The following is a 16,672-nucleotide window of genomic DNA, read 5'->3' on the forward strand; positions in this document are numbered from 1 at the left end:
GGTACAAAACTTGCGGCTAGAGGACGAGCACGAACTCCGCGAGACCGTAACTCACACCGTTGATCTGGAGCGCGATCGAGTGCGGGCCGGGGTAGTACGTGCGCGTGGTCAACGGTCTGAACGAGTGTCGGCGCGCAACCTCGATGCTCTCGCCGGGCGCAACCGATTTGGTCGTCAGCTTGAACGTTTTCCCCGTCACCCCGCCGTTCGCCTTGGTGTGGTGTACGACGTAGTCGATCGCGATCTGTGCGGGCTCGACGCCGACGTTGCGAATTTTCGCGGTGAATCCCAGGCTCTCGCCGATCTGCAGCTCGGCTACGTCCACGGCAGGGCCCGTCACCTCGAGGTCGGCCGGGGCGAAACCCAGTAACGCGAGCGCGTCGGTGTTTCCCTTCTTGATCACTGTCCGAAGCGCATGGCGTGCGAGCCGGTCGGTGTTGGCGTCCGGCTCGCCCAGCCACCGCGCCGCGGTCCCGACGACGACATCCGGGATGTCTCGGCTGAAGTCGTTGAGATGGTTGGCAACCGACCGCCGCACGTAGTCACTGTCGTCTCGGTAGAGCCTGTCCAGAATCGGCACGGTCACGCCGGGGCGCGCAAGTATTTCGGGCACTCTCACCGACCACGGCAGATACGGTCGGGTGCCCTCCGACGCGAGGCGGCGTACGTGTTCGTCCGGTGATTGCGTCCATTCGGCGGCGATGGCGAGAGCCCGATCCAGATCGGTTCGGAGAAAGGTCCGGATGGCGAATTCGGAGGTCAGTCGGCCGGTCAGCTCGGCGAGCAGGGACATCCCGTCGTCGAACGCGGTCGCAGTGCGCTCGTCGACGGCCTTCGATGCGACGGCACTCGTCACGGGCCAGATGGACCAGCCTCGAAAGTCGGGATCCGCAGCGGCCAGTCGGATGGTCCGAGCGAACTGGGCGTAGTCGCCCGGCAGCCCTGTCAGTAGCGCGTCACGCAGCAGGTCGGCGCGTGCTCGGAGTGCGAGCGGACTCAACCCGTCCGACGACTCTCGAAGCAACGACAGATCCGCGTCCGGTGCGACTGTGCGGATGGTTCGAAACAACGTGTGGGCTGCGTCCGGACCGAGCAGTTCATCGGCGAAGGGCATGAGAGCTTCATACCCGACGCTTCGTGCTCGTTCGGCGGCGGACCGTACGTCCGAATCAGCCGACGCAACGCCCGATTCTGTGCCGCCCGATTGGCAGCAGTACGAAAAGAACTGCGATAACCTTCGCAGAGCACAATACGATGAAACACTGGTCAACTCGGGTGTTTGTCGACGTGAACATCGGTTCCGGTCCGATCATCTTGTGCAACGCGCTACGAACCTGGGGGTCGCTTCGTGCTCGTCGTCGACTCGAACCGACACGTGAGCCCGGTCTACCGATCCGATGAGGGGTCGCGGTGAGCGGCTGGCTCTGGGTGGTGATCCTCAACGGGATCACCGCTGCTGCGTACTCGGGGATCGTGCTGTTCATCGTCCGAGGGCTGTTGCGAACCGGGCAGTTCCGTAACAACCGGCTGGCGGTAGCCACCGCCGCGATCTTCACGACGTGCGCCGCCCACCACTTGATCCATGCGTGGCATCTGCGTTTCACCACCAAGTTCGACGACGTCCGAGAGCTGGTGACACTCGACCACGGCCGCCGAACGCGAGTTCGGTTGTCGGTCAACGCCGATGACATCGCTCACCGCTTCGAGGGCGGCACGGCACGTATGCCGGCTCGGATAGAAGCGCTGCGGCAATTGGCACTGGCCGGTTACCGAGTGGGGTTGACGATCGCGCCGATCATGCCGATCCCGCAGTGGCGCGAGCAGTACGCTCGACTGCTTGCAAATGTCTCCGACGCGTTGCGCGATGTGCCCGATCTCGATCTGACCGCCGAAATCATCACTCACCGCTTCACGCCGTCGAGCAAGGATGTACTGCTGAGCTGGTATCCGGGAACGAAACTGGAGATGGACGAGGGCGCGCGCACGGCGAAGCGAAACAAGTTCGGCGGCGTGAAATACGTCTATCCTAAGGACACGATGGCGGAGATGCGCAGCTGGTTCACCGACGAACTTCGCAGCGTTCTGCCGGATGCGCAGCTGCTCTACTGGACCTGAGAAACCCGGACTTCGACGTGACAGTCGAAGACCGGGCTCGTAAGGTGCTGCGCTACTTCATCTTTCCGAAGGTTGCGTCGATCTCGGCCATTTCCATCTCGGCCGTCTTCTGGATCAATTCCATCAGGTCGGTGTCGAGGCCCGGTGCGAACTCCTCGAGTCGCTCCGGCGCGATCTCGAGCGGGGCACCCTCGGGAGCCTGCTCACTGGCATCGAGATCGGTGCCGTCCTTCGAGGGCGACATGCCCTGGTAGATACGGCCTGCCTCGGATGCACCGGTGAGATCGAAGCTGTATTGCTTGCTCTGCAATCCGAGTTCGACCAGTTTGGCGACCTCGGGAAACTTTTCGGCGTTTGTCTTCGGAATGGGTAGCGTTTTCTTCCAGTCGACTCCGAGGGTCTCCAGAGCCTTTGCGTATCCGTTCTCGTGCGCCTGATCGCGCACGATGAGATACGAGATGGTCGACCGTGCCGCCTTGTTGTCGGTCATTTCGTACATCCGGCATTTCTGCAACCGACCGGTCGACTCCAGCATCAGGTTGTAGAGCAGGTCGAGTACCAGGTTTCCCGAGTTGTAGACGTAGCTGCCACTCCACGGATTGCCGACCGAGTCCACCGGAAGCGCTCCCTGTGAACCCACGAGGTAGTGATGGATGTTGCCTTGCGACAGCGCCAGATTCAGCGGGACTGCTCCGCCGGCACCGGGTGTGTCCAGCGGGTCCGAGACCTTGCCCTGGTACTGCGGAGAGCCGTCGAGCAGACGAGAAATAGTGGTGCCGATCAGCTCGACGTGACTGATCTCCTCGGTGCCGATTCCCTGGATGAGGTCGCGGTACGGCTTGGCCGCCGCCCCACGGAAGTTCATGGCCTGGAACAGATACTGCATCATCGTTCGCATCTCGCCGAACTGCCCGCCGAGACCCTCCTGAAGAGCATTCGCGGCAGCGGGATCGGGCTCGTCGGTAGGAATATCGTGAATGAGCGACTGAACGTGCAAATACATGGAAAACCTCCACCTCGTGACCAGCCGATTCGCTGACCTCTTCGAGTGGATGCCCGCAAAAAATCGATCGAACCCTGGGCCCTCGACTAATTCTCTTACCGTTTTCGGCGCATCGAAGCCTCGGATGGCGCTGCCGGCACCGGTTAATTCCGAGACGGCCATAAGTCGGTACTCGTGACACCACCGACCCCAGGAGCATCCATGGCGATTCTGACCTACAACTTGCATGTTTCCCTCGACGGCTACATAGAGGATCCCGACGGCAGCCTCGACTACTCGATGCCCGACGAGGAATCGCATCGATTCTCCAATCGACAGACCGTGGAGACGAGCGTCTTTCTGTTCGGCCGGCGGCTGTACGAGGCCATGGAGGACTACTGGACCGACCCGGAACGGGCGGCCGGCGACCCCGTCGAAGCCGAGTTCGCCGAGCTGTACAAGGCAACTCCTCGGGTGGTCTTCTCCGACACCCTCACCTCAGTGCCCGACGGTTGTCGGCTGGTGCGTAGTGCCGACGCCGTCGCGGAAGTGGAGCGAATGAAGCGAGAGACCGAGGGCACGTTGGCCGTCGCCGGCGCGTCGTTGGCCGCATCGTTGTTCGACTCGATCGACCAGTTCGAGCTCATTGTCGTCCCGACGATCCTGGGTGGTGGAAAGCCGTACTTCCCCGTGGGTCACCGACTGAACCTGGTGCTGGAAGAGCAGAAGCACTTCCCCGCGTCGGGCTGGATGTATTTGCGGTACAGAGTGGTTCGGTAAGCCGACCTCTCGTCCGGCCCGATCGCGCAGAATGGGCTCATGACATCCGGAGATCGTCGTCAGTGGTGGACCTTGCCCGCGCACCAGCTGTGGCTCGACACAGAATCGGCTCGGCTCCTCCGGTTCGGTAGCTCGCTCGAGCATCCTGCCGGGGGAGCGGCATGGTTGAACCACCGTGGACATGCCGACCCGAGTCATCCGGCCTTGACCTACATCACTGCTCGGATGGCGCACGTGCACTTCCTGGCCTCGATGCACGGGTATCCCGGGTCCGGTAGGAAAGCCGATCGAGTGTTCGACGGTCTACTGACGACGTTGCGGGACAGCACGAACGGCGGTTGGTTCGAGTCCAGCGCCGACGCCTCGTCCCCCGACGCGACGAAGACGGCATACACGCATGCCTTCGTGGTGTTGGCGGCAGCCGCAGCTGCGGCAGCGGGACACCGGAATGGACGGGATCTTCTCGACGAAGCCCTCGAGGTCGTGGATCGGCGATTCTGGGACGAGAACTACGGCATGTGCGCGGACACCTCGAATGCGGATTGGTCCGAGCTCGACGATTATCGCGGTATCAACGCGAACATGCATATGGTCGAGGCACTGTTGGCGGCTGCCGATGCGGGTGCGCCGGACGTCTGGCGGAGCAGGGCAGTACGGATCTGCGACAATGTGATCGGCTGGTCGCAGGTGAACGGCTATCGGATACCCGAGCATTTCACTGCCGGATGGGAGCCGTTGCTCGAGTACAACAGCGGCGACACCGCGAACCAATTCAAGCCGTACGGGGCAACGGTGGGGCACGGTTTCGAGTGGGCTCGGTTGCTCGTGCAGGCGAGTCTCGTGGCCGACAGCCCCGGCGGCCACGATTACGTTGCCGCCGCTGTGTCCCTGTATCACCGCGCGGCGCAGGACGGCTGGCAGCCCGGCCCGTCGCCCGGCTTCGTCTACACCACCGACTGGACCGGGCGGCCGGTAGTGACAGAGCGTCTGCACTGGGTGCTGTGCGAGGCGATCGCGGCGGCCGTGACACTGGGTCGTCGGACCGGAGAAGAACACTACGACAACGACTATCGCGCTTGGTGGGACCTCGCCGCCGACTCCTTCATCGACCTCGTCGACGGCTCCTGGCATCACGAACTCGACGCGGACAACATGCCCGCAGCCACGGTGTGGAGTGGAAAGCCGGACCTGTATCACGCGGTCCAGGCGACCTGGATCAGCCGATATGCGCCGAGCTCGAGTATGTTGGCGGCGCTGCGGGCCGCCACTCGGTAGCCTTCGCGTTCCAGCGCGAAACCTTCCGGTGGGTCTGTATTGTTTCCTCGTGCCCGGAGTGAGCAGACACAACACCGTCATCGACGTATCCGTCATCGTCACGGTCGTGGCGCTCGGTGTGGTCGCGGCCGGACTGCTGCATTCGCCGGAAAGTGAACTGTCGCCCGGAAATGCTGTGTCATCCGGAGAGGCCGCGCGCGACGGTGACTACTCCATCGTCTCCGAGCCCGTCGAGTATCCGGTGGACATTCCGGGGTGCTCCGAGGTCGAGTCGCCCCCGTCCAGTGAGGATGGACGCCTCATCTCTGTCATCGGAAGTCAGGCTCCGTCCTACGACAACCCCGCCTACCCGTGGTTGACCGCGAGTAAGGCAGGATCCATGACCGACGCCCTGCTGGGCGCGCTTCCTGCGGACGTCTCGGTCGTGTTGGCCGCCCCATCACAGTCGCTGACCTTCCAACCGGTGGACGATTTCGGCGGTAACGCGCCGGAGGGCCTCGAAGCCAGCACCAGTGCCCGCGGCGACCTGGCTCGTGCCGGGATTTCGGCGTTTGCCAGCGTCGACGTTCGACCGTCGTCGACGGGGGTTCCGGCCTGTGTCGCAGGCGTTCTCGACGCCCGCACCACCGAGCCCGACGGCACTGTGGTCGATACCGACGACAGTTGGTACGAGGTCGGCGGTGATCGCAGGAACAGTCGCAGAGCGACGGCGTATCACCCGGACGGAACTCTCGTCACCGCGAATCTCAGTACTACCGTCGGTCCCGACTTTCCCTTGGACACATCGGAATTGACCCGAATCGCGGCTCTGCCGGACCTTCGAGTGGGTTCACCGGCACCGGCGGGAAGCGCTGCGCCGCGCCAGGATTGCTCGGTCTCGCTCGCAGGGGAGGCGACAGCGGTGGATATCGACGAGGTGTCCTTGGACGCCGCGAACGAGGCGTTGACGACAACCTGGCAGGCGCTACCCGATGCGCCCGTCCTGAACCGGCCGATCGGGTCGCTGGTACCCGATCGCACGGGCAGGGGTGCCTGTACGGACATCGACGTAGTGAACTCCGATGTAGCGCTGTCGATTTTCGTATCCTCCGGCGCGGCACTCCCGGTGGCGAGGGACCCCTACGATCCGGAGAATGCGTACGGTCCGGTTGTGGAGCTGCGAACACTGCCCGACGGTTCGGTGCTCGAATCGTACGACGTCGATCTGTCGAGCAGTATGACCGCGGAGGACGGAACCATGCGGTTGGCGAGGTCGGTCACGCTGACGCGACCGTCCGGCGTGCAGGTGTCGGTTCGGTCGACGGCGGATTTCGTACCTGGAGGGGGCCGTTCGACACGGCCGGAACCGCTGCCACTCGAGCTACTGGATGCAGTGGCCCAAGCTCCGATCACGGAGTGGCCGTGAAGGATTCGACGACACGCACTGTTCTCGCTGCAGCCGCGGTGATGGTGGCAGTGGTATCCGTCGCCGCGGCTGCGGTCGTGCTGGTGAATGTGGACGTGTCCGTAAAGCCGTCGATGGACGATGCAACGACGTCGGCGTTCGACGAGATGCCGACGTTCTCGGAGGAGACGGAGACAATTGAGGCGCCGGCTGGGCCGGCGCTCGAGCCCGGTTGGCAGATCGACGCAGAGACCGTCTACGGCAGACAATTCGCTGCATTCCGTTCGCCGACCGCAAGCCTGACCTTCGATCTCGGGGTCACGGGTGTGATCGACGCCGGCGATGTTCTCGTCACCGCAATGGGCCTGCCGAATCCGCGGTCGTCTTCGCTCGATGCAGTCGAGTTCGTGGCCCTCGATGCCGCCGACGGCAGCGTTCGGTGGAAGAAGTCACCCGGCGCAGTCGACGAGTGTGCGAGTGTTCCCGTTCAGGGCGAGATCGTCTGTCTCGACACGTATTCCGACGTGCAGTCCATCGTCGTCATCGGCCTCGCCGGAGGGGATGCGCGACGCATGCCGATTCCGGAAGATTGGTTCGCGTACGCCCTCGAGAGCGATGGCACGTCTGTCTTTGTGCTCGAGGGCAATCCGGAGGACGGCGAATCGGTGTTGCATGGGGGTTCCATCGATGCCCTCGACCGGATGTGGTCGCGTCCGATCACGTCGTTCGCAGGGTGGGACGGAGTCAGTGACCAGCTCATCCATGCTGCTGATGGGCGTGGTGTGGTCACTCTCGGCGGCGAGGCGACGTTCTTCGATCCGACCACCGGAGCACCCGTCGATAGTCTCGACATGACCTCGGACGACACCATCGTCGACTCCACCGGCGCTACTGTGTGGGAGTTGCCGGATCCGTTCGATACGGACAAGGTCATCGGCAACACTCGTTATTCGATCGACGGGCCGGCGTATGTCGCGACGACGGATTCCGGTGAAGTGCGTTGGCACTGGACCATTCCCGATGGACGGGGTGGGTTCACCGACAACGGCACGATCGTCCAGACGCGGTCGGGTGTGTTTTTCCTCGGAACCGATTCGATGGTTCGTCTCGAATCGGTTCCGAGCTGAAGACGATCGGTTCAACCGCTCGACATCGCTAATCCCGGTGCGGAGTGCGCTCACCGGTGTTCGGGTCCACGTCGAACAGTTGGTCGGTGTTGTCGGGGGAGTAGACGACGGTGTCGACCTCCCGCGCACGTCGTCGGGCACCGTCGCGAACGGCGAAGAACGCGGCTGTGAATAGTACGACCACGGTGATGCCGGCGACGATCGCCCATCCCTCGAAGCCGCCCGCCAGAGCCGCGATCAGACCGCCCGCGGATGCGATTCCGGCGAAGATCAAAATTACGGCCAGCATGTTCTCGACTGCACGTGCCCAGCTCGTTTTCGAAGGCCTTTTCTCGACCATGGGGATGTTCCTCTCGCTAAGTTCCGTCGCCGAATACCCGAAACCCGGTCGTCTAAGCCCCGCGGTGCTACTGGGCCTTGCGTGCGCGGTACGCGGCGACCGCCGCGCGGTTGCCGCAGGTGGTGCTGCAGAAGCGGCGAGAGCGGTTTCGGGAGAGGTCGAGAACCAGCCCGTTGCAGTCCGGATCGGCGCAGACGTCGAAACGGGAGAGCTCGTCGGCTCGGATGACGTCGATCATGGCCATCGCAGTCTCGACGACGATGCGGGTTGCCAGTGGACTGTCGTCGGCGACGGCATGTATGTGCCAGTCGAGCGTGTCGTGCCGGACCAGTCGGGGCAGGGCCGAGGATTCGGCGAGCAAGCGGTTCACTTCGACCACGGCGTCGTCTCGACTGCTGGTGAGCAGAGCCCTCAGGGTAGGCCGTAGCGACCGCACCGCGTCGAGCTCGGCATCGTCGCCGTCGAACCGTCCGGAGTAGCCCTGGTCGGTGAAGAACTCGGCCAGCTCCTCGCGGGTGGTCAGCGTGTCCGGGTCTTCGGCGGAATTGACCAATGCCACGGCGGACAGAAGCGACAGTTCTGCGTCATGAGCAAAAAGCATGTTGACACCTTACCAATCCACTCCCTACTGTCACATGTCATGACGGCTTACACTCATGACGCGCAGGTGGATCGCGCAGCTGCACACGACGCTGCGGCACGGTCGCGTCGACTCTCGGGGCTCATGTTCGCGCTCCTGTCCGCGGCATCGTTCGGGCTCTCCGGCTCGTTGGCCAAAGGCCTGCTCGATGCCGGCTGGACCGCCGGTGCCGCGGTGACGGCGCGCATCCTGCTCGCGGCAGCGGTGTTGCTCATTCCGTCGATTCTCGCGCTGCGTGGACGCTGGGGCCTGTTGGCCAAGAATTGGAAGCTGCTCGTGGCCTACGGTGCCTTCGCGGTGGCCGGTTGTCAGCTCGCGTTCTTCAACGCCGTCGGCCGAATGGACGTGGGTGTCGCGCTGCTGATCGAATTCACCTCGCCCGTAGCCGTCATCGGCTGGATGTGGTTTCGCCATCAGCAGCGTCCCGGCCGACTGACGCTGGTGGGTGCGCTGTTGGCCGCAATGGGTCTGGTGCTCGTGCTCGATCTGATCTCCGGTGCCGACGTCGACTCCGTCGGCGTGCTGTGGGCACTCGGCGCGATGGCAGGGGCGGCCGTCTACTGGGTGCTCTCGGCCGACGAGAGCAACGGCCTGCCGCCGATCGTGCTTGCCGGAGGCGGACTACTCGCAGGTGGACTCATTCTGCTCGCCGCCGGGCTGGTCGGCATTGTCCCGTTCGCGGCTCCGCTCACCGACGTCACGTTCGTCGATGCCGTTGTCCCGTGGTGGGTTCCGATCATCGGTCTCGGAGTGGTGACCGCCGCTCTGGCATACGTACTCGGGATCGCGGCCGGACGACGCCTCGGCTCGCGGCTGGCGTCGTTTATGGGTCTGATGGAAGTTGTTGCGGCGCTTGTGTTCGCGTGGCTGTTGCTCGGCCAGGCTCCGGGACCGATCCAATTGGCCGGTGGCGCACTGATTCTGCTCGGTGTCGTGGTCGTCAAATCAGGTGAACGCGTCACCTCGGACGAACCGGTGGAGCCGCTGCAGAGCAGAGCATGACAACTGCTCAGCCGTCGACGCGTCCGAACACGACGGCGGCGAGAATGGTGTGCGCACTGGCGATCACGGAGTCGAGAGGTTCGCGTTCGGGGGACAGCAACCATTGCTGAGCAATGGTGAGAACCGCGCCCACCAGGCCCATCGCCAGTGTTCGACGGTTCGGCCCGGCCAGGCCACGGCTGGACCCGACGGTCTCGGCCACCTCTAGCACTGTTGCGGAGAACGAGGTGGTGGTCTTGCGATACAACGCGTCGACGGTGGGGGATACGCCGAGGATTTCGACGAAAGCGATACGAGCGGACTTGGGTTGCTCGGCGACGAAGGTGAAGAAGCCGGTGAGGGCTCCCCGGAGTACCTGTTCGCTGGAGTCGGTCTCGGCGGCCGCTCCGGCGAGGATGCTCTCGCGCATCGCGTCGGTGGCGCGGGCGTAGGTGGCCATCAGCAGGTCTTCGCTGTTGGTGAAGGACTCGTAGAAGTAGCGCTTGGTCAGGCCCGCTTCGCTGCAGACTTTCTCCACGCTCGCCGTTCGGTAACCGGTGGTGCCGAACACTTCGACGGCGGCGTCGAGCAGGCGGATCCGACGCTCCTGCTGCCGCTGCTGCGGATCGGCACCTCGATAGGTGCGGCCGACTTCACTGTGATGGGTAGTCACACACAGATCTTGACACCGCTCGGTATCAGATGCAAAGTGTTCGCAGACAAGCATTCGTATCGAGGGGGAGCACATGTCGGCGTCGACGCTACGGAACAAGGTGGTTCTGATCACCGGAGCAGCACGGGGAATCGGTGCGGCCACTGCACGCGACCTGGCAGGAAAAGGTGCCCGTCTGGTACTCGTCGACGTCGACGAGGCCCCGCTGCGTGAGCTGGCGACTCAGCTGAAGGCCGAGGCGTTCGTCGCCGACGTCCGAAATCTGGACGACATGCAGCGCGCGGTCGACGCAGGCATCGCGGCGTTCGGCGGCATCGATCTGGTGCTCGCCAACGCGGGTATCGCCAGCTACGGATCGATCCTGCAGGTGGACCCGGCGACGTTCCAACGCGTCATGGACATCAACGTGATGGGCGTGTTCAACACCGTCCGTGCTGCGTTGCCGTCGTTGATCGAACGCAACGGCTACATCCTCGTCGTCTCCTCGCTGGCCGCGTTCACTCCGTGCCCCGGCTTGGCCGCATACAACGCCAGCAAGGCTGCAGCCGAGCATTTCGCGAATGCGCTTCGGCTGGAAGTGAACTACCGAGGAGTCGATGTCGGCTCCGCGCACATGGCCTGGATCGACACCCCGATGGTGCAGGACGCGAAGTCCGATCTCACCGCATTCCAGGATTTGCTTGCCGTACTGCCCGGCCCGCTCGGCAAGACGATGACCGTCGAACAGTGTGTGGACGCGTTCGTCGACGGCCTGGCCAAGCGCAAGCGTCGTGTCTACGTACCGAGGTGGGTGGGTGCGGCGTCCTGGTTCAAGGCCGTCATCACCTCGCGCGTCGGCGATCGCAGCATGTTGGCGCACGTGCCGACGATCCTGCCCAAGATGGACGAAGAAGTAGCGCGCCTCGGTAGGTCCGAGAGCGCACGCAACAAAATCAGCTGACCCCCCACCGAAGGAATCGTTGACATGACTGCCGTACTGACTACCCCCGAGGTCGATGTCCTCATCATCGGTGCCGGCCTGTCCGGGATCGGGGCCGCGCGTCACCTCGGGCACGATCTGCCCGGGAAGACGTACACCATCCTGGAAAGCCGCGGGGCGATCGGTGGCACCTGGGATCTGTTCCGCTATCCCGGTATTCGCTCCGATTCCGACATGTACACCCTCGGGTACAGCTTCAAGCCGTGGATGGGGGAGAAGTCCATCGCCGACGGTTCCGACATCCGCAACTACATCGTCGAAACTGCCCGAGAAGCGGGCGTGGACAAGCACATTCGGTACCACCACAAGGTCGTTGCCCTCGAATGGTCGTCCGAGCAGCAGTTCTGGACGGTCACGGCGCAGCGTAGCGACACCGACGAGACCGTCACGATCACCGCGTCGTTCGTGTTCTCCTGCAGTGGTTACTACAACTACGACAAGGGTTTCAGCCCGGAGTTCGTCGGCCAGGAGAATTTCGGTGGGCAGGTGATCCACCCGCAGCACTGGCCCGAGAATCTGGATTACGCGGGCAAGAAGGTCGTCGTCATCGGTAGTGGTGCAACGGCAATCACGTTGGCTCCCAACCTTGCTCGTGAGGCCGAGCACGTGACGCTGCTGCAGCGCTCGCCGAGCTACATCCTCTCGCTTCCCTCGAAGGATCCGATCGCGCAGACACTGCGGAAGCGACTGCCGAAGAAGCTGGCGTACAGCGTGACTCGGCTCAAGAACGTGTCGATGGCCATGTTGATCTTCACGCTGAGCCAGAAGTATCCGGAATTCATGAAGAAGCGGATCCGGAAGCTGCAGGAGGGATGGCTGCCGAAGGGATACGACCTCGACACCCACTTCACCCCGTCGTACAACCCGTGGGATCAGCGCCTGTGCCTGGTGCCCGACAACGACCTGTTCCGCTCGATCCGCAAGGACGAGGTCTCGATCGTCACCGATCACATCGACAGCTTCACCGAGACCGGCCTGAAGCTGAAGTCCGGACAGCACCTCGACGCCGATATCGTCGTCACGGCAACGGGATTGAACCTGTCCGCACTCGGCGGCGCGACCTTCCGCGTCGACGGTAGAGATGTGGATCTGCCCAGCACCATGGCGTACAAGGGCATGATGCTCACCGGCATCCCCAACTTCGCTTTTGTCGTCGGGTACACCAACGCGTCGTGGACCCTGAAGGCCGACATGGTCTCGAACTACGTCATGCGCCTGCTCGCCCACATGGACGAGAACGGGTACAGCACCGTCGAGCCCGAACGCGATCCCTCTGTGAACGAGGAGCCGTTCCTCGACTTCGCCGCCGGTTACGTGCTGCGGGCCGTGGACAACTTCCCGAGGCAGGGCAGCGAAACTCCGTGGAAGCTGCGAATGAACTACTTCCGCGACCTGCCGGTTCTGCGGTACGGCAAGCTCGTGGACAAGGCGATGAAGTTCGGGCGGCCTCGGTCGAAGGTCGCAGTCGGTTCCTCACGGTAATAGCGATCGCTTCCTGACGGGAATAGATCGAGTACCCGATCGTTTGTTCCGGACATGAAAATTGGCATCATCGGAAGTGGATTCATCGGCGGAACGCTCGTGCGCCGGTTGACGGCGCTCGGTCACGAGGTTCGGTTCTCGAACTCACGCGACCCGGAGACTCTGGCGGAGTTGGCGTCGGAAACCGGATCTACCGCAGTATGGGCAGCGGACGCGGCGCAGGATGCGGACCTGGTCATCCTCAGCATCCCGCAGAAGAACGTGCCCGACCTCGCCGCCGGCATCGCCGGCGCGCGCAAGCCCGGAGCGCCGATCATCGAAACGAACAACTACTACCCGCAGCAGCGCGACGGGTCGATCGAAGACATCGAAGGCGGCACACCCGAGAGCGTATGGGTGTCGCAGCAGCTCGGTGAGCCGGTGATCAAGGCGTTCAACGGAATCTACTGGAAGCACCTGCTGAAGAAGGGTGTGCCGGCCGGGACCGACGGGCGCATCGCGCTGCCGATCGCCGGGGACGACGCGGAGTCGAAGAAGTTGGTGTTCTCGGTGATCGACGAGCTGGGCTTCGACCCGGTCGATGCCGGTTCCCTCGCCGAGTCCTGGCGTCAGCAGCCGGGAAGCCCGGTGTACGGCAAGGACTTCGGCGTCGACGAGACGGTCAAGGCGTTGGCCGAGGCGTCCCCGGAACGCTCCGCGGAATGGAAAGCTTGAGCCGAGCCGCTGAACTACCTGACGCGACCCTCGCGGAGTGTGCGCTCCGCGAGGTCGCGTAACGGCCCGGTCAGGGCCGAATCCCCGACCCGGCATGATTGCTCACCCACCGACACGCTCCATACGAAGGTGTCGCGGGCCTGCGACTCGGCCGGCTCGGGTGGGGGCGACTCAGCGAGGTACGGGCGCGCAGCCTCGACCAGCGACTGCCATTCCGGCTCGTCGGTCTCGACCACTCCGCGTTTGGACATCCCGGCGATCCCACCGGTTCGCAGTACCTCGATGCGCAGGCTCATGCCCCTCGATCACACCCGATCGTCGCTCGGCTCCCGTGTTGTCTGAACTCCCACGGTAGACCAACCGGTGGCCACGGCCTGTGCGACGTCGGAATCGGCACCGAATCGCTTCTGCGCTGCGAGCAGCGTCGCGGCGGAGAAACCGGCGAAGTCGACTGTCGGTGCCAGGCCCCCGACGGTCATCGTGTCGAACCAGACCTGCCCGACGCGGTCCCACGCCGGGCCGCCCAAAGTGGTTGCAGCGACGGCGAACGCGCGATTGGGAATGCCGGAGTTGATGTGCACACCGCCATCGTCCTCGGTGGTGACGACGAAGTCGTCCATGCTCGCCGGCTGTGGATCCTTGCCGAGTACATCGTCGTCGTACGCTGTGCCGGGCTCGAGAAGCGAGCGCAGCGCCTTGCCCTGCACTGCGGGCAGGAACAGACCTTCGCCTATCAACCACGACGCGTCCTCGGCGTTCTGCTTCGCGGTGTACTGCTCGACGAGTGCGCCGAAGACGTCGGAGATCGACTCGTTCAGTGCGCCGGCCTGGTCCTTGTACTCGAGCGGAGTGGTGTACTGCGTGAACCCGTGCGCGAGCTCGTGCGCGATGACGCCCAGCGAGATGGTGAAGCGGGCGAACACCTCTCCGTCGCCGTCGCCGAACACCATGCGAGAGCCGTCCCAGAACGCATTGTCGTAGTCCCGGCCGTAGTGCACCGTCGCATCGAGGGGCAGGCCGCTGCCGTCGAGACTCGAGTAGCCGTACACCTCGTCGAAGAATGCGTAGGTCGCGCCGAGACCGTCGTACGCCTCGTCCGTGGCGGCGTCGCCGGTGGCGGCCTCACCCTCTGCGCGAACCTGCCGGCCCGGAAGGTCGCGGGTCGCTTTCGCATCGGAGATGGTGCGTTCGAGTGTGCCTCCGGTGCGCGGCGCGATGGCGGTACGTGCCTGGACGACTTCTCGTCCCGCCCGCATCTCACGGTCGGCGAGCAGCGTAGCGCGGGCACCGGCTCCCTGCAGACGCTCGAGCAGAAACGGTGGAACTACACCATGCGAGTCGAGCCTGCGGAACGAGCCGGAATCGGTATCTGTCGTCATGTGCGGTGACCCCCTAGGTCCGTGGCATGTGCGGTGATGGTTCCCAGTGTGCCCGAGGGCACCGACACATCCGGGTCCACAGCACCGAGTTCACTCACGCAATGTCGACAGATCGATACTGTCCACCTCGCTCGGGGGACGCAGCGCCGTGACGGTCGCCCAGTTCCGGGCCAGCAGGGAGGCGTCGGAGTCGTCGTCCTCGGCGTGGATCTCGTCGAACCGAACGGTGACGAAATCTTCTCCACGATCGCCTATTTCGGCCTGCACCGCGCCGTACCGAGCCAGCGAGGCCGGAACGATACCGGCGAAATCCGACCGTGGAACGTCGGGAATGTTGACGTTGACGACCGCATCGACGGTCAGGTGCGAGATCATCCATGTCACCGCCAGATGCGCGACGTGTTCGGCGGTGTCCCAGTGCGACGGCCGAGTGGCGAGCGACGACAGCGCCATGGCGGGAACCCCGTGCGTCAGGGCTGTCAACGCCGCGCCGACTGTCCCCGAATGCAGAACGGCCGCACCGGTATTGGGGCCGTGATTGATGCCGGAGAGCACCACGTCGGGTGGGTCGCCGAATGCACCTCGAGTGGCGACGAACGCGATGAGGGCCGGCGAGGCCTGCACCGCATACACTTCGACACCGCGCAGCCCCTCGATCTCGGTCAGCTCGATACCGAGGTGATCGTCGACGCCCATCCCCGTCAACGATGCACTGGCACCGCTGCGTTCCTCGTGGGGAGCGGCCACCACGACGTCGAGGCCGGCGTCGAGCGCGACCCGCGCCAGCAGTGCGATGCCTGCGCTGTCCACACCGTCGTCGTTGGTGATCAGGGCTCTCATTTCTTGCCCGCCTTGCCGTACGGACGCACATCGACCGATTCGGTGAGTCCGAGAACCAGGTCTTTTCTGCCGCTACCGAGGCCGCGGCGGGTGACGTTGGCGGTGCCCGCCCCGCCGCCCAGGCGGAGCGCCTCCGGCATCGACATCCCCTGAGCAATACCGGCGGCGATGCCGGCGCTCATCGAATCGCCTGCGCCGTGGTGGTCGACCATCTGCAGACCCGGGGTGACGATCTCCAGCACGTCGCCGTCGACCAGCGCCAGGGCGGGGTCTCCCGCTCGGGAGATCACGACCACCTCGGCACCGTCGTCGTGCATCTTTCGCATGGCATCGATCAGGTGCTTCGGGTCCTCGGACTCGGCTCCGCCGTCGGCGATCAGATCCTCGTGGCTGACCTTGAGAACTGTGAGGCCGCCGGCGAGGGCGGCCAGCATGGTGGGTCCCGACAGATCGGCGACCACCGGGACTTTCAGTGCGCGCAGGTCGGCACTCAGCCGCTGGTAGACCTCCGGCGGCACGATGTCGTCGGCGTGCGGACCACCGAGAATTGCGACATCGCTGCGGGCACCGGTGGCCAAAGCTGCGCCGAACAGATCGTCGAGCGCGTGCCTGGCCAGCGGCGGCGGATCGACCGTGGCCAGCACCTCACGCTCTCCGCTACGGCGATCGTGCACGTAGGAACCACTTTCCTGGCCGATATCGACGGAGACGACGGAGATGCCCTCGCTCTCGACGATGCCCCGCAATACGGCACCGATCTCGCCGCCGAAAACCCCGGCCAGAGTGACGTCGAGCCCGAGCACCGACGCCATCCTGGCGATCCAGTGACCCTGACCTCCCGCGTGTACATGCAGTTCGGTACTGCCGTTCGGGGCGGCGTCGAGGGTCACCGTCAGCAGTGGGGACGGCGCGAAGACGAGCGCGCTGGGTGCGTGAGAGGAGGTGGACATCGTGAGCGAATGCCCGATATGTCAGGTCCGA

General features: G+C 64.3%; 18 protein-coding genes. 9 read left to right on the forward strand and 9 right to left on the reverse strand.

The genetic code is table 11. The features are described 5' to 3' along the window. Positions 1-16 precede the first annotated feature (16 nt). Complete coding sequence (locus tag QM588_RS21060; protein ID WP_283316285.1) at positions 17-1,114, reverse strand: DNA alkylation repair protein; 1,098 nt, start codon at positions 1,112-1,114, stop codon at positions 17-19. 296 nt (positions 1,115-1,410) lie between these two features. On the opposite strand from QM588_RS21060, the gene QM588_RS21065 reads away from it, so the two are divergent. After that, positions 1,411-2,115, forward strand: a complete 705-nt coding sequence (locus QM588_RS21065) for a spore photoproduct lyase family protein (RefSeq protein ID WP_283316287.1) — start codon at positions 1,411-1,413, stop codon at positions 2,113-2,115. A gap of 52 nt (positions 2,116-2,167) precedes the next feature. Here the strand turns inward: QM588_RS21065 and QM588_RS21070 are convergent, their stop codons facing one another. Beyond that, positions 2,168-3,118, reverse strand: a complete 951-nt coding sequence (locus tag QM588_RS21070; protein WP_283316290.1) for a manganese catalase family protein — start codon at positions 3,116-3,118, stop codon at positions 2,168-2,170. A gap of 201 nt (positions 3,119-3,319) precedes the next feature. Between QM588_RS21070 and QM588_RS21075 the strand changes: the two genes are divergently transcribed. Genes QM588_RS21075 through QM588_RS21090 form a run of 4 tightly spaced genes read left to right on the forward strand, consistent with a single transcriptional unit; the run spans position 3,320 to position 7,663 of the window. Then, positions 3,320-3,877, forward strand: coding sequence for a dihydrofolate reductase family protein (locus QM588_RS21075; RefSeq protein WP_283316292.1), 558 nt, complete (start codon positions 3,320-3,322; stop codon positions 3,875-3,877). A gap of 39 nt (positions 3,878-3,916) precedes the next feature. Continuing rightward, positions 3,917-5,152 (forward strand): AGE family epimerase/isomerase, encoded by a 1,236-nt coding sequence (locus tag QM588_RS21080; protein ID WP_283316294.1) that lies wholly within the window; start codon positions 3,917-3,919, stop codon positions 5,150-5,152. Positions 5,153-5,201: 49 nt separating this feature from the next. Next, positions 5,202-6,557 (forward strand): hypothetical protein, encoded by a 1,356-nt coding sequence (locus QM588_RS21085; protein ID WP_283316296.1) that lies wholly within the window; start codon positions 5,202-5,204, stop codon positions 6,555-6,557. Then, the gene (locus QM588_RS21090) at positions 6,554-7,663 is read left to right on the forward strand and encodes a hypothetical protein (protein ID WP_283316298.1); all 1,110 of its coding nucleotides are present in this window, start codon (positions 6,554-6,556) and stop codon (positions 7,661-7,663) included. The genes QM588_RS21085 and QM588_RS21090 overlap by 4 nt, the downstream gene beginning before the upstream one ends. 28 nt (positions 7,664-7,691) lie before the next feature. On the opposite strand, the gene QM588_RS21095 is transcribed toward QM588_RS21090, so the two are convergent. Further along, positions 7,692-7,952: a hypothetical protein gene (locus QM588_RS21095; RefSeq protein ID WP_283316300.1), complete on the reverse strand. Its 261-nt coding sequence runs from the start codon at positions 7,950-7,952 to the stop codon at positions 7,692-7,694. A 118-nt stretch (positions 7,953-8,070) separates the two neighbouring features. Next, positions 8,071-8,604 (reverse strand): CGNR zinc finger domain-containing protein, encoded by a 534-nt coding sequence (locus QM588_RS21100; RefSeq protein ID WP_283316302.1) that lies wholly within the window; start codon positions 8,602-8,604, stop codon positions 8,071-8,073. 39 nt (positions 8,605-8,643) lie between these two features. Between QM588_RS21100 and QM588_RS21105 the strand changes: the two genes are divergently transcribed. Next, on the forward strand, positions 8,644-9,645 hold the full coding sequence (locus QM588_RS21105; protein ID WP_057472596.1) for an EamA family transporter: 1,002 nt from the start codon (positions 8,644-8,646) through the stop codon (positions 9,643-9,645). Between the two features lie 7 nt (positions 9,646-9,652). Here the strand turns inward: QM588_RS21105 and QM588_RS21110 are convergent, their stop codons facing one another. After that, positions 9,653-10,297: a TetR/AcrR family transcriptional regulator gene (locus QM588_RS21110; protein ID WP_283316305.1), complete on the reverse strand. Its 645-nt coding sequence runs from the start codon at positions 10,295-10,297 to the stop codon at positions 9,653-9,655. Between the two features lie 73 nt (positions 10,298-10,370). On the opposite strand from QM588_RS21110, the gene QM588_RS21115 reads away from it, so the two are divergent. From QM588_RS21115 to QM588_RS21125, 3 genes are read left to right on the forward strand one after another with little or no spacing between them, the layout of a single operon-like run. Next, on the forward strand, positions 10,371-11,237 hold the full coding sequence (locus QM588_RS21115) for an SDR family oxidoreductase (RefSeq protein ID WP_283316306.1): 867 nt from the start codon (positions 10,371-10,373) through the stop codon (positions 11,235-11,237). Between the two features lie 24 nt (positions 11,238-11,261). Then, entirely contained in the window at positions 11,262-12,758 is a 1,497-nt protein-coding gene (locus tag QM588_RS21120; RefSeq protein WP_283316308.1) for a flavin-containing monooxygenase, read from the forward strand. Positions 12,759-12,812: 54 nt separating this feature from the next. Beyond that, positions 12,813-13,472 (forward strand): NADPH-dependent F420 reductase, encoded by a 660-nt coding sequence (locus tag QM588_RS21125; protein ID WP_283316309.1) that lies wholly within the window; start codon positions 12,813-12,815, stop codon positions 13,470-13,472. Between the two features lie 14 nt (positions 13,473-13,486). Here QM588_RS21125 and QM588_RS21130 read toward each other — a convergent pair whose 3' ends face one another. The 4 genes from QM588_RS21130 to QM588_RS21145 form a co-directional block, all read right to left on the reverse strand. Continuing rightward, positions 13,487-13,768, reverse strand: coding sequence for a protealysin inhibitor emfourin (locus QM588_RS21130; protein WP_283316310.1), 282 nt, complete (start codon positions 13,766-13,768; stop codon positions 13,487-13,489). A gap of 9 nt (positions 13,769-13,777) precedes the next feature. After that, complete coding sequence (locus QM588_RS21135; RefSeq protein ID WP_283316312.1) at positions 13,778-14,851, reverse strand: M4 family metallopeptidase; 1,074 nt, start codon at positions 14,849-14,851, stop codon at positions 13,778-13,780. 90 nt (positions 14,852-14,941) lie between these two features. Further along, a complete protein-coding gene (gene surE, locus QM588_RS21140; RefSeq protein WP_283316314.1) occupies positions 14,942-15,691 on the reverse strand; it encodes a 5'/3'-nucleotidase SurE in 750 nt (249 codons plus the stop codon). Beyond that, entirely contained in the window at positions 15,688-16,641 is a 954-nt protein-coding gene (locus tag QM588_RS21145) for a 1-phosphofructokinase family hexose kinase (RefSeq protein WP_283316316.1), read from the reverse strand. The genes surE and QM588_RS21145 overlap by 4 nt, the downstream gene beginning before the upstream one ends. Positions 16,642-16,672: the final 31 nt, after the last annotated feature.

Source organism: Rhodococcus sp. IEGM 1354 (genome assembly GCF_030056855.1).
Classification (GTDB): domain Bacteria; phylum Actinomycetota; class Actinomycetes; order Mycobacteriales; family Mycobacteriaceae; genus Rhodococcoides.